General features: G+C 64.6%; 11 protein-coding genes. 5 read left to right on the top strand and 6 right to left on the bottom strand.

The window, feature by feature from the left end; genetic code table 11:
* Positions 1-2 precede the first annotated feature (2 nt).
* The gene (locus HNP55_RS16690; protein WP_246448482.1) at positions 3-2105 is read left to right on the top strand and encodes an ATP-binding protein; all 2103 of its coding nucleotides are present in this window, start codon (positions 3-5) and stop codon (positions 2103-2105) included.
* A gap of 6 nt (positions 2106-2111) precedes the next feature.
* Here the strand turns inward: HNP55_RS16690 and HNP55_RS16685 are convergent, their stop codons facing one another.
* From HNP55_RS16685 to HNP55_RS16660, 6 genes are all read right to left on the bottom strand, one after another.
* Entirely contained in the window at positions 2112-2876 is a 765-nt protein-coding gene (locus HNP55_RS16685; protein ID WP_184301748.1) for an enoyl-CoA hydratase, read from the bottom strand.
* 110 nt (positions 2877-2986) lie between these two features.
* Complete coding sequence (locus HNP55_RS16680) at positions 2987-4201, bottom strand: acetyl-CoA C-acyltransferase (protein ID WP_184301745.1); 1215 nt, start codon at positions 4199-4201, stop codon at positions 2987-2989.
* Positions 4202-4212: 11 nt separating this feature from the next.
* Entirely contained in the window at positions 4213-6609 is a 2397-nt protein-coding gene (locus HNP55_RS16675; protein WP_184301742.1) for a 3-hydroxyacyl-CoA dehydrogenase NAD-binding domain-containing protein, read from the bottom strand.
* A 202-nt stretch (positions 6610-6811) separates the two neighbouring features.
* Complete coding sequence (locus tag HNP55_RS16670) at positions 6812-7252, bottom strand: DUF2147 domain-containing protein (protein WP_184301739.1); 441 nt, start codon at positions 7250-7252, stop codon at positions 6812-6814.
* A 42-nt stretch (positions 7253-7294) separates the two neighbouring features.
* Complete coding sequence (locus HNP55_RS16665; RefSeq protein ID WP_184301736.1) at positions 7295-9085, bottom strand: acyl-CoA dehydrogenase C-terminal domain-containing protein; 1791 nt, start codon at positions 9083-9085, stop codon at positions 7295-7297.
* A gap of 46 nt (positions 9086-9131) precedes the next feature.
* Positions 9132-9809 carry a TetR/AcrR family transcriptional regulator gene (locus HNP55_RS16660; protein WP_348648721.1) on the bottom strand — a complete coding sequence of 226 codons (678 nt, stop codon included), beginning with the start codon at positions 9807-9809 and terminating at the stop codon, positions 9132-9134.
* Positions 9810-10240: 431 nt separating this feature from the next.
* On the opposite strand from HNP55_RS16660, the gene HNP55_RS16655 reads away from it, so the two are divergent.
* From HNP55_RS16655 to HNP55_RS16640, 4 genes are all read left to right on the top strand, one after another.
* The gene (locus HNP55_RS16655; RefSeq protein ID WP_184301733.1) at positions 10241-10798 is read left to right on the top strand and encodes an HNH endonuclease; all 558 of its coding nucleotides are present in this window, start codon (positions 10241-10243) and stop codon (positions 10796-10798) included.
* Positions 10799-10987: 189 nt separating this feature from the next.
* Positions 10988-11497, top strand: coding sequence for a glycine zipper 2TM domain-containing protein (locus HNP55_RS16650; protein ID WP_246448461.1), 510 nt, complete (start codon positions 10988-10990; stop codon positions 11495-11497).
* A 481-nt stretch (positions 11498-11978) separates the two neighbouring features.
* The gene (locus HNP55_RS16645) at positions 11979-12482 is read left to right on the top strand and encodes a hypothetical protein (protein ID WP_184301730.1); all 504 of its coding nucleotides are present in this window, start codon (positions 11979-11981) and stop codon (positions 12480-12482) included.
* A 42-nt stretch (positions 12483-12524) separates the two neighbouring features.
* The gene (locus HNP55_RS16640; protein WP_184301728.1) at positions 12525-12890 is read left to right on the top strand and encodes a response regulator; all 366 of its coding nucleotides are present in this window, start codon (positions 12525-12527) and stop codon (positions 12888-12890) included.
* Positions 12891-12901 lie beyond the last annotated feature (11 nt).

Here is a 12901-nt window from a genome sequence, read left to right as displayed (position 1 = left end):
CGATGCTGCCCGCAGACTTTGTCGCGGCCATTGCCGCCGTCAGCGCCCCCACCCTGGTCCATGCGGGTACGGAGGTATTGTTCGCCAACGCCGCCATGCAGCGCCTGTTGGGCTATGACTTGCCGGCCCTGCAGGCCATGCGATTCGATGCCTGGGCCACGCCGGAAAGCCGTCAGGCCCTGCACCACTACGGCCTGCGCTGCCTCAGTGAGAGCGATGAGCTGCCGGCCGCCGAGGCGGCCGCCCAGACCGCCAGCGGCGCCGTGCGCTACCTGGAGCTGAACGCCCGCAAAGTCTGCTTTGAGGGCAGCGCGCTGGTGGTCATGACCTGCCAGGACCTCAGCGACATCCGCCATGTGCAGACCAGCTTGCTGGACCTGAGCCGGGTGCTGCACCAGATCATCGAGAACAACCCGGTCGCCACCTTCGTCATCGACGCCGAGCACCGGGTCACGCAATGGAATGTGGCCTGCGCCACGCTGACCGGCCTGGACGCGACCGATTTGACGCTGGGCCTGCGCGAGGCCTGGCAGGCCTTCTACCCCGAGCGCCAGCCCTTGCTGGCCGACCTGCTGGTGGACGGCTTGCTGAGCGGCGACGGCGGCCAGGGCAGCCGCCCCTACCGGCCCTCGGCGCTGATCCGCAACGCCTACGAGGCCGAGGAGTTCTTCCCCGCCGTGGGCGAGGGCGGGCGCTGGCTCTACCTGACCGCCGCACCGCTGACCGATGGCCAGGGCAAGGTGGTGGGCGCCATCGAGACCTTGCAAGACGTGACGGCGCGGCGCCTGGCCGAGGAGGAGATCAAGCGCCACCGCAATGAGCTGGAAGCCACCGTCGCGCAGCGCAGCGCCGAGTTGCTGAATATGCACCAGGAGCTGGGCGCCTTTCTGGAGAACGCCTCGGTGGGCATCATCTCCACGGCCAAGGGTCATATCACCTTCAGCAACAAAAAATTCGCCGAGATGTTCGAGTTCGGCGAGCAGTCGCCGGTGGGCCGCAGCACCCGCGAATTGTTCCGCGACGATGCGGCCTTCGAGGGCCTGGGCCGGGTCGCCTATCCGGTGCTGTCCCAGGGCCAGTCCCTGATGCACGAGATGGAGATGCGCACCCAGCAGAGCGGCTGCCTGTGGGTGCAGATGATTGCCTACGTGGCCGACATCAACAACCCCACGGCGGGCACCTGGTGGCTGCTGCAGGACCGCAGCGAGGTGCGGCGCGTGCAGGCCGAGCTGCAGCAGAATTTCGAGCGCATCCAGGAGACCAACGCCCAGTTGGAAGACGCCCAGAACCAGCTGCTGCAATCGGAAAAAATGGCCTCCATCGGCCAGCTGGCCGCCGGCGTGGCCCACGAGATCAACAACCCCATCGGCTTCGTCAGCTCCAATCTGGGCACGCTGCGCCGCTATGTGGAAGGCATGCTCAAGCTGCTGCAAAGCTACGAGCGGGCCGGCCTGGAGCCGCCGGCCCCCGCGCTGCGCGAGGAGATCCGGCGCCAGCGCGAGGAGCTGGACATGGACTTCCTGGCCGAAGACCTGCCGCTGCTGCTGAGCGAGAGCGACGACGGCCTGGTGCGGGTCAAGAAGATCGTGCAGGACCTGAAAGACTTCTCGCGCGTCGATCAGGCCGACTGGCAGGACGCCGACATCAACGCCGGCCTGGACTCCACGCTCAATGTGGTCATGAACGAGGTCAAGTACAAGGCCGAGGTGCGCAAGGACTATGCGGCCCTGCCCCTGGTGCGCTGCCTGGCGGCCCAGCTCAACCAAGTCTTCATGAATCTGATCGTCAATGCCGCCCACGCCATCCCCGAGCGCGGCCTGATCACGCTGAGCACCCGGCATGCGGACGACTGGGTCTGCGTCTCGGTGCGCGACACGGGCAGCGGCATGAGCCCGGAGGTGGCGCGGCGCATCTTCGAACCCTTTTTCACCACCAAGCCGGTGGGCAAGGGCACGGGCCTGGGCCTGTCGCTGTCCTTCTCCATCGTCAAAAAACACGGCGGCCGCATCGAACTGGAATCCGAGCCCGGCCAGGGCACGGAGTTCAAGGTCTGGATCCCCGTCAAGGGGCCGCAGCAGCCGCCCGATGAACAGAGCGCAGGCTGAGCGCCTTCAGTCGAACTTGGAGAAGTCCGGCGCACGCTTCTGGAAGAAGGCCTGGAAGGCCTCCATGGCCTCGGGCGAACGCAGGCGGGCACCGAAGATCTCGGCCTCGTGCCGGATGGTCTCCAGCACCTGCTCCTGGCTGTGGCGGCGCATCAGGCGCTTGCTCTCACGCACGGCGCTGGGCGCCAGGGTGTTGAAGCGCTCGGCCACGCGGCGGGCGTGGTTGACCACCTCGCCGGCGGGCAGCACGGCATTGGCGATGCCGCATTCCACCGCATCGGCCCCGGTGAAGGGGTCGCCCAGCAGCAGCTTCTCGGCCGCCTTGGCATGGCCCATCAGACGAGGCACGACGATGCTGGAGCCGAACTCGGGCACCAGCCCTAAGCCCACAAAAGGCATGGCCAGGCGGGCGTCGTCGGCCACATAAACGAAGTCGCAGTGCAAGAGCAAGGTGGTGCCGATGCCGATGGCGGCGCCATTGACGGCGGCGATCACCGGCTTCTCGCAGTTCAGCAGCGCACGCATGAACTGGAACACCGGGGCGTCCTCGTCCCGCGGCGGGCTGCTCATGAAGTCCTCGATGTCATTGCCCGAGGTGAAGATGCCGGGCTGACCCTGGATCAGCACGGCGCGCACGCTCTTGTCGCCATTGGCGGCGACCAGGGCATCGGCCATGGCCTGGTACATCACGCGGGTCAGTGCATTCTTCTTCTCGGGGCGGGCGATCTCGATGCTGGCCACGCCGTTGACGATTGCGGTCTTGATGCTCATGAAAATATCTCCTGCGGAATGCAAATTCTGGATGCGATTGTCCCGGATGGAACAAAGGCCTGACGCACAGGCATCAGGCCTTCAAGCCAGGCGTTAGCCAAGACGGTAGATTACAGGCGTTCGATGATGCCCGCGGCACCCTGGCCGGCGCCCACGCACATGGTCACCATGCCGTACTTGCCGCCGGTGCGGCGCAGGCCGTGGATGACCGAAGCGGCACGGATGGCGCCGGTAGCACCCAGGGGGTGGCCCAGGGCGATGGCGCCGCCATTGGGGTTGACCTTGCTGCGGTCCAACACGATGCCCTTGCTGTCCAGGTCGTTCAAAACGGCCAGGGACTGGGCGGCGAAGGCTTCGTTCAACTCCACCCAGTCCAGATCGGCGGCCGTGATGCCGGCCAGCTTCAGGGCCGCGGGGATGGCTTCGATGGGGCCTATGCCCATGATTTCGGGCGGCACGCCGCGCACGGCAAAGCTGACGAAACGGGCCAGCGGGGTCAGGCCGAAGCGCTTGACCGCGGCTTCCGAGGCCACGATCAGGGCGCCGGCGCCGTCCGAGGTCTGCGAGCTATTGCCCGCCGTCACCGAGCCCTTGGCGGCGAACACCGGCTTCAGCCGGGCCAGGCCTTCCATCGAGGTGTCGGCGCGCGGGCCCTCGTCGATCTCGACGACGCGGCGGCGCTCGGCGATGGAGCCGTCCTGCAGATTGGGCGAGCGCTCGATCACCTCGAAGGGCGTCATCTCGGCCTTGAAGTGGCCGGCGGCGATGGCGGCCTGGGCGCGGCGATGCGATTCAACGGCGAACTCGTCCTGCGCTTCGCGGCTGATCTTCCACTGGCTGGCGACCTTCTCGGCCGTCAGGCCCATGCCGTAGGCGATGCCGATGTTCTCGTCACGCTCGAAAATCAGCGGCGACAGCGAGGGCTTGTTGCCGCCCATGGGCACCATGCTCATGGACTCGACGCCGCCGGCGATCATCACCTCGGCCTCGCCCACGCGGATGCGGTCGGCGGCCATCTGCAAGGCGGTGATGCCGGATGCGCAGTAGCGGTTCACCGTCACACCACCCACGGTGTTAGGCAGGCCGGACAGCACGGCGCCGACGCGGGCGATATTCATGCCCTGCTCGCCTTCGGGGAAGGAGCAGCCGATGATGGCGTCCTCGATGGCCTTGGGGTCAAGACCTGGCACTTGCGCCAGCGCCGCCTGGATGGCCCGCACCAGCAGCTCGTCCGGGCGGGTGTTCTTGTAATAACCACGGCCCGACTTGCCGATGGGCAGGCGGGTGGCGGCGCAGATATAGGCTTCTTGAATTTGCTTGCTCATGACTTAAATCCTTAGTTACGCACCGGCTTGCCCGTTTGCAGCATTCCCATGATTCGCTCTTGTGTTTTCGGGTGCTCAAGAAGACTGCAGAAGTGCTTGCGCTCCAAGGCCATCAGGTATTCCTCATCCACCAGCGAGCCGGCTTCGACGGCGCCGCCGCAGACCACGTCGGCGATCAGGCTGGCGAGGTGGAAGTCATGGGCGCTGATGAAGCCGCCGTCACGCATATTGGCCAGCTGACCCTTGATGGTGGCGATGCCCGAACGGCCGGCCACAGGGAACTTGGCACGCAGGGGCGCGCGATAGCCGGAGTCGAACATGGCCTTGGCCTGGGCCGTGGCGACGAACAGCAGCTCGTCCTTATTGGGCACGACGACGTCGCTGTCCAGCAAGAAGCCGTTCTTGCGCGCTTCCAGGGCCGAGGTCGCCACCTTGGCCGTGGCCGCGGTGGTGAAGCCGTCCTTCAGGAACATGAAGATGTCGGCATTCGCATTGCCGGCCGCGGCCATCTCGGCCGCGCGGCGGGCGATATAGGTCAGGCCACCACCACCGGGGATGAGGCCGACGCCCACTTCCACCAGGCCAACATAACTTTCCATATGCGCGACACGGCGGGCGCAATGCACGGCCAGCTCGGCGCCACCGCCCAGGGCCAGGCCGCGCATGGCGGCGACCACCGGCACATTGGCGTAGCGCAGGCGCAGCATCATGTCCTGCAGCTTCTTCTCTTCGGGGGCAATGCCCTTGGCGCCCTTCGTCATGAAGACGGGCATCAGAGCTTCCAGATTGGCGCCGGCCGAGAACACATCGTCCGGCGACCAGATCACCAGGCCCTTGTAGCCCGCTTCGGCGATCTCGACGGCCTTCAGCAGGCCCTCGGTCACGGTGGGGCTGATCAGGTGCAGCTTGGCGGTGATGGAGGCGATGAGGACCTCACCGTCCAGGGTCCAAACTCGCACTTCCTCGTTCTTGAACAGCTCGGTGCCGGCCTTGAGCGGCTCGGCAGCGCCTTCGCCGAACAGGCTTTCCGGGAAGGCCTGGCGCTGGTAGACGGGCAGTTCGGCGCGGGCCTTGAACTTGCCTTCCGCCGCGCTCCAGGAGCCGGCCGCGCTGTGCACGCCGCCGTTGTCGGCGACCGGGCCTTCAAACACCCAGGCGGGCAGAACGGCACTCGACAGGGTCTTGCCGGCCGCGATGTCCTCCTTGACCCACTCGGCCACCTGCTTCCAGCCGGCTTGTTGCCACAGCTCGAAGGGGCCTTGCGATGAGCCAAAGCCCCAGCGCATGGCGAAGTCGATTTCGCGCGCGGTGTCGGCCACGGTGTCCAGATGCACGGCCACGTAGTGGAAGCTGTCGCGCAGGATGGACCAGAGGAACTGGGCTTGCGGGTTGGTCGACTCGCGCAGCAGTTTGATGCGTTCGGCCGCGGGTTTCTTGAGCATGCGGGCGACGATCTCGTCGGCCTTTTTGCCGCCGGCCACGTATTCGCCGGTGGCGAAATCAAGGCGCTGGATGTCCTTGCCGACCTTTTTGTAGAAGCCACCGCCGCTCTTCTGGCCCAGGGCGCCCTTTTCGATCAGCGTTGCCAGCACCTTGGGCGTGGCATACATCGAGTAGAAGGGGTCGGACTGCAGATTGTCCTGCATGGTCTTCATCACATGGGCCATGGTGTCCAGGCCCACGACGTCGGCGGTGCGGAAGGTGCCACTGGAGGCACGGCCCAGCTTCTTGCCGGTCAGATCGTCCACCAGGTCCACGCTGAGGCCGAACTTCTCGGCCTCGATCATGGTGGCCATCATGCCGGCGATGCCGACCCGATTGGCCACGAAGTTAGGCGTGTCATTGGCGCGCACGACGCCCTTGCCCACGGCGCTGGTGACGAAGCTTTCCAGCTGATCAATCACTTCCGGACGGGTGGTGGGGGTGTTGATCAACTCCACCAGATACATATAGCGCGGCGGGTTGAAGAAGTGGATGCCGCAGAAGCGCGGCTTCAGCTCTTCGGGCAGCACCTCGGCCAGCTTGGTGATGGACAGGCCCGAGGTGTTGGAGGCCACGATGGCGTTTGGCGAAACGAAGGGCGCGATCTTCTTGTAGAGATCGAGCTTCCAGTCCATGCGCTCGGCGATGGCCTCGATGATGAGGTCGCAGTCCTTCAGCAGCTCCAGATGCTCTTCGTAATTGGCCTGCTGGATCAGGGCCGCATCGGCCACATCGCCCAGGGGCGCGGGCTTGAGTTTTTTCAGGCCGTCGATGGCTTTGGCGACGATGCCGTTCTTGGGGCCTTCCTTGGCCGGCAGGTCGAACAAGACCACGGGCACCTTGACGTTGACCAGATGCGCAGCGATCTGCGCGCCCATCACGCCAGCGCCGAGCACGGCGACTTTGCGAACTTGGAATCGACTCACGAACTTCTCCCGATAAACATTGCTTGCAGGCAAGGCCAGGCCTTGCCGGTGAAAAAATACCTAGGGGTGTGAACTTTTGTAGCGAGCGGCTGTCAGGCTAGGCGGACGGAGCACAGGAACCGGAACGTACTTCCTGTACGTGAGGATTCCGAGCACCGCCCAACGACGCATGGCGACCGCGCAGTAAAAAGTTCTCACCCTTTCACTCGGCACGCACCCAGGTCTGGGTGCGGCCAAACATGGGTGCGCCGACATAGCCGCGCATCTCCAGCTTCTTGCCACCGTCGATGGGCTTCAGGCGCGCCTTGTAGGTCTTGCCGTTATTGGGGTCGAGGATCTCGCCACCGCCCCACAAGCCCTTGTCATCGCTGTCTTGCTTGATGCCCTTCAGGATGGTCATGCCCACAACGGGCTTGTCCTTGCGATCGTCGCTGCACTTGTCGCACTTGGCGTCTTGCTTGGCTGGATCGAAGATCTTCTCGATCACACCCGTGAAGACGCCGCCGTTGTCGCTGATGCGAACCAGGGACTTCTCGGTCTTGCCATCGTCGTCAATCGTCTTCCACAGGCCGACCGGCGTGGCTTGCGCCGAGGCGAGGTTGGCAATGAGGCTCAGGGCGGCAGCGGCAAAAAAAGTCTTCATGGGTGTCTCCTGTGTGGCTTTGGTTTGAATCCCGACGCGAGCTTAGAACAGCGCTTCGTCCATTTCCATCAAAGGCTGCAGGCCGGCCCGCGCGGTGCGGATCAGCGATGCGGTCTCGGGCAACAGCTTCGCAAAATAGAAGCGTGCCGTCGAGAGCTTGGCGCTGTAGAACTTGTCGCCACCGGCCTGCTTCTCCAAAGCCACCTTGGCCATGCGGGCCCAGAAGTAGGCAAAGGTCAGGTGACCGACGACGCGCAGATAGTCCACCGCGGCGGCGCCCACTTCGTCGGGGTTCTGGAAGGCCTTCATGCCGATCTCGGTGGTCAGCTTGGTGACCTTGTCGCCCAGATCGGCCAGCGGGTTGATGAACTCCTGCATGGCTTCATTGGTGCCCTCTTCCTCGACGAAGGCGGCGATCTTCTTGCCGAATTTCTTCAGCTTGGCGCCGTTGTCCATCAGCACCTTGCGGCCCAGCAGGTCCAGGGACTGGATGGTGTTGGTGCCCTCGTAAATCATATTGATGCGGGCGTCGCGGACGAACTGCTCCATGCCCCACTCGTGGATGAAGCCGTGGCCGCCGAAGACCTGCATGCAGTGCGAGGTGGCGATCCAGCCGTTGTCGGTGATGAAGGCCTTGATGATGGGCGTCAGCAGCGCGACTTCGTCGTCGGCGGCCTTGCGCTCGTCTTCATCATCCGAGCTCAGCGCACGGTCCAGGGTCACGGCCACATAGGTGGACAGGGCACGGCCACCCTCGGCATAGGCGCGCGCGGTCAGCAGCATCTTGCGCACATCGGGGTGGACGATGATGGGGTCGGCGGCCTTCTCGGGCGCCTTGGGGCCGGAGAGAGCGCGCATCTGGATGCGGTCCTTGGCGTAGGCAGCGGCGTTCTGGTAGGCCACCTCGGTCAGTCCCAGTGACTGGTTACCCACGCCCAGGCGGGCCGCATTCATCATCACAAACATGGCGGCCAGGCCCTTATTGGGCTGACCCACCAGGGTGCCGACGGCGTCTTCCAAGACCATCTGGCAGGTGGAGTTGGCGTGGATGCCCATCTTGTGCTCCAGACCGGCGCAGAAGATGCCATTGCGCGCACCCAGCGTGCCGTCGGCATTGACCATGAACTTGGGCACGACGAAGAGCGAGATGCCTTTGGAGCCTTCGGGCGCGTCCGGCAGGCGGGCCAGCACCAGGTGGACGATATTGGCGACCATATCGTGCTCGCCGGCGGAGATGAAGATCTTGGCGCCGTTGATCTTGTAAGTGCCATCGCCCAAGGGCTCAGCCTTGCTGCGCAGCAGGCCCAGATCGGTGCCGCAATGCGGCTCGGTCAGGCACATGGTGCCGGTCCACTCGCCGCTGGTCAGCTTGGGCAGATAGGTCGCCTTCTGCTCCGGCGTGCCATGGGCATGCAGGGCCTCGTAAGCGCCGTGGCTCAGGCCGGGGTACATGGTCCAGGCCTGGTTGGCCGAGTTCATCATCTCGTAAAAGGCCTGGTTCAGCACCAGGGGCAGGCCTTGGCCGCCAAACTCGGGGTCGCAACCCAGCGAGGGCCAGCCACCTTCCACATACTTGGCATAGGCTTCCTTGAAGCCCTTGGGTGGACGCACTTCGTGCGTGCTCTTGTCCAGCGTGCAACCCTCGGCATCACCGCTCAGATTCAGCGGCGCCAAGACCTCGGCCGCGAACTTGCCACCCTCTTCCAGCACGGCATTGATGGTGTCGGCATCGATGTCGGCATGGGGAGGCAAGGCCTTCAGCTGGTCCACCACATTGAGCACCTCGTGCATCACAAACTGCATATCGCGCAGCGGTGGGTTGTATTGGGGCATGTTTGACTCCGGGATGGTTGGGTGACGAAAAAATAAGGAAAAAAAATCAGCGCCGCTTCTTGGCGGCGGCTTGGCGTGCCCGGGCATCCGCGGCCAGGCCTTCCGGCGTGGCGTAGGACTGCACGGCGCGCTCGAAGCCCAGGCCGGCGCGAGCCAGGGCGCCAGGATTACGCAGGAAACGGGCGTCATGGTGAAGGGACAGGATCAGCCCATGCAGCTCAAACAGAATCTGCTCAACATCGGCGTCAGCATGCAGGTGTCCGGCCTTTTGCGCCAGCACAATCGCCTTGTGCAACGCAGCATGCCAAGCCCGCACCATGGCCACCAAGGCGTCGCGCACGGGGCCGGTTCGGTCATCGAATTCGACCGCGCCGCTGATGTAGATGCAGCCGGAGTCCAGCTCCAGCGAGACCCGCCGCACCCAGCGCTCGTACAAGGCCCGCAGGCGCGGCAGGCCGCGCGGCTCGCGGATGGCGTTGAAGAACACCTCCTCCTCGAACTTGGCGTGGTACTCCATCACCACGGCGATCTGCAGCTCCTCGCGCGAGCCGAAATGGGCGAACACGCCGGACTTGCTCATCTTGGTCACATCGGCCAGGGCACCGATGGACAGGCCTTCCAGGCCCATATGCGAGGCCAGGCCCAAGGCGGCCTCCAGGATCACGGCCCGGGTGTGCTGACCTTTCTGCAAAGACCGCACGCTGCGCGCCGGCTTGGGCGTCACCGCAGCGGCTGTATTCGCAGAAGATTTGGGGGGCAAGGTCGCTGACACAGGGTGGATCCGGAGCTGGCTGGCAAAGGGCGGAGTTAGGAGCGAATGAATTCGAGGCGGCGAATAATAAAACGAACGGTCGTTCTATTTTGCAGAAACTTTGCCAGCTTTGTCGAGCCCGCATGCTTTTTTGCCGGCTTTCTAGAGATGCCTGCCTAAGAGACGTTCGCCGTGCGCACCGTGCAGCCTCGGCGTCAGCGCCGGAACCTGAGCAAGACCTTTCAGTTTCTGCACGGACGGTGACAAGTCCTTGACCCCACAACCTCGCCCCGCCCGCCGCGTGGCGGCCAAGGCACAGCGGGTGCCGAAGCCACGCAGGGCCGGCAGCAAAACTTGAGTCAGCACGCACTCTTGCAGTACGCTCCTGCTTGGAGGTCAACGCCGTGGACGTGCTTCAACTGGATGTCTCTGGCCGGCCGCAGGCCTGGATCACGACCCGCGAAGCGGCCGTCATCTACGCCAGCGACGGCATCGCCTGGACCCTGGGCGAGCCCTGCCATGTGTTGCGCGGCGGCATGCAGCGCCGCACCGGCTCGCAATCGCGCATCGAAGTGCATCCCATCATCGCGGTGCGCGGCTCGGTGCCCAGCCGGGCCTGGCGCCAGTCACCTGCCCTCTCCAACCCCAAGCTGTTTGCCCGCGACCGCTATGTCTGCGCCTACTGCGGCCATCGCTTCCATGCCGACGAGCTGACCCGCGAGCACATCCAGCCCAGCTCGCGCGGCGGGCGCGACAACTGGATGAACTGCATCACCGCCTGCCGCGGCTGCAACGGCCGCAAGGGCAACCGCCTGCCCGAGGAGGCCCATATGAGCCTGCTCTACCTGCCCTATGTGCCGAATCTGCACGAGGACATGATTCTGCGCGGGCGCCGCATTCTGGCCGACCAGATGGAGTTCTTGCTGGCCAGCGTGCCGCGCTCCAGCCGCCTGTACGCCTGAGAGCTTGTAAATAGGACTTACGCAAAGCCGGTGCAGCAAGGCAGAGCGCCGAAGACAGTACACCTGGTACGGCGTGGCGCGCGAACGCAGCTGCGGCGGTTTTGCGTAAGTCCTGGTAAAGAATCCTTGGGCTGTCAACCTCGGCACAATGAGCCCCGTTGGGCAGCGGTCTGCCCAAGGAGAAATCGAATGCCCATCTTGATGAAGAAACTCGTGCTCGGCAGCTGTGTCGCAGCCCTTGCCGCCCTGAGCGCCTGCTCGACCAGCAGTCCCGATGTGATCAAGCGTGAAGACGCGCAGCGCATGTCGCAAATCCAGGACGCCACCGTGCTGTCCGTCCGCCCGGTGACGGTGGATGGCAGCCAGAGCGGCGTCGGCGCCGTCGCCGGCGGCGTGGTGGGCGCGGTGGCCGGTGCCTCGGTCGGTGGCCGCCGCGAAGGCCAGATCGTCGGTGTGCTGGGTGCGGTGGCCGGTGCCGTCGTGGGCAATGCGGTCGAGCGCAATACCACCCGCGAAGAGGCGGTCGAGGTCATCGTGCAGTTGCGCAACGGCGAGCGCCGCTCCGTCGTCCAGGCCAAGGGCAATGAGAACCTCAGCCCCGGCGAGGCCGTCATTCTGGTGAGCACCGGCGGCAAGACCCGCGTCAGCCGCGCTCCCGCCATCACGGCCCCCAGCGCCGCCTCGGCCAGCAATAACTGAGCATAAACACGGGCTGGCGCAAGGCCAGCCCGAGGGGTGCCGTGCAAGGCGGCATCGTCACAAGCGGCCAAGCCCGCCATTGTCAGGACCAGAAGCTGCGAAGCAGCCGGTCAAGGCCGTAAAAGCAAATATGACCCGGCCGCTATCGCCTACAAACAACAAAGCCCTAACGCAGCCACCCTGCTGACGGTTAGCGGTATTTTTTGGTTCTTGAAAATCCACCATTTTCGGCGTTAGCTTGCTAAATTAGGCCCTTATCCAAGCATCACTGACTGTGCGGTTAGTGAAACTGGTCTTCTCAAGTCCTGATACCCATGCCCAGCCAGCAGCTTGCTGCGGGGCCTGTCTTAGAAAGGCAGTGGATGAGTCGCCAAACGGGAGGAGATTTTGGGCCCTGCAGCCCGTCCATCGCGCTCGAAGCGGCGCGGTTTCTCGGTTTGCGCAGGGCCGCCCTTCGCCAGCAGACAGCGAGCCCGCAGCCATGAGCCCGCAAGCCCGCAAGGCGAAGAAGGAGGCGGCAGCCCTCCCCCTCGGTGCCGCGTTGATGAGCGAGGCCGTGATCCCCATCTGGGGCCGGCAGCTGGCGGCCATCCAGCACAGCGTGCAAGGCGGTACCGTGGAATTGCTGAGCAGTGTGGCCAGCATTCTGGGCCTGCAGGACCAGCTCAGCGCCGAGCTCAAGAACCTGCCACCCGATTCCCCTGCAACGCGGGCCTTGCAGCAGCTCAACGAGGAATTCCAGCAGCAATGCGAGCAAGCCTTGCGGGCGCTGCAATTCAGCGACCGCGTGGTGCAGATGATAGACATCCTCTACCAGGACACCGAACGCTTCTGCCAGCAACTGCCCGGCATGGCGCAAGCCACGGCCGCCGACGCCCAAGCCTGGCTGGACGCCTTGGAGACCCGCTACACCACCGACGAACAACGCCAGTTCCACCGGGGTGAGGACACCAAGCCGGCGCAGGACAACGTCGAGTTCTTTTAGGCCCTGCTTTATCTCTGACCCTTAGAACAGCAAGAGGACACCATGAGCAAAACCATTCTGGTCATCGACGACTCGGGGAGCTTCCGCACCGTGGTCAAACTGGCGCTGCAAAAGGCCGGCTACACCGTCATCGAGGCCGTTGACGGCCAGGACGCCATTGGCAAGCTGAGCGGCGCCAAGATCAATCTGATCGTCTGCGACGTCAATATGCCCAATATGGACGGCCTGACCTTTTTGCGCCATGTGAAGACGATGGCGGCCTATAAATTCACCCCGGTGATCATGCTGACCACCGAGTCGCAGGAGGCCAAGAAAGCCGAGGGCCGCGCCGCCGGCGCCAAGGCCTGGATCACCAAACCCTTCCAGCCCTCGCAGCTGGTGGACGCCGTCAACCGACTCTGCGTCTGAAGCCTGGGTCG

The organism is Roseateles oligotrophus (assembly GCF_014204525.1).
GTDB classification, from domain to species: domain Bacteria; phylum Pseudomonadota; class Gammaproteobacteria; order Burkholderiales; family Burkholderiaceae_C; genus Paucibacter_A; species Paucibacter_A oligotrophus_A.
This window is presented reverse-complemented; position numbering and strand designations above follow the sequence as displayed.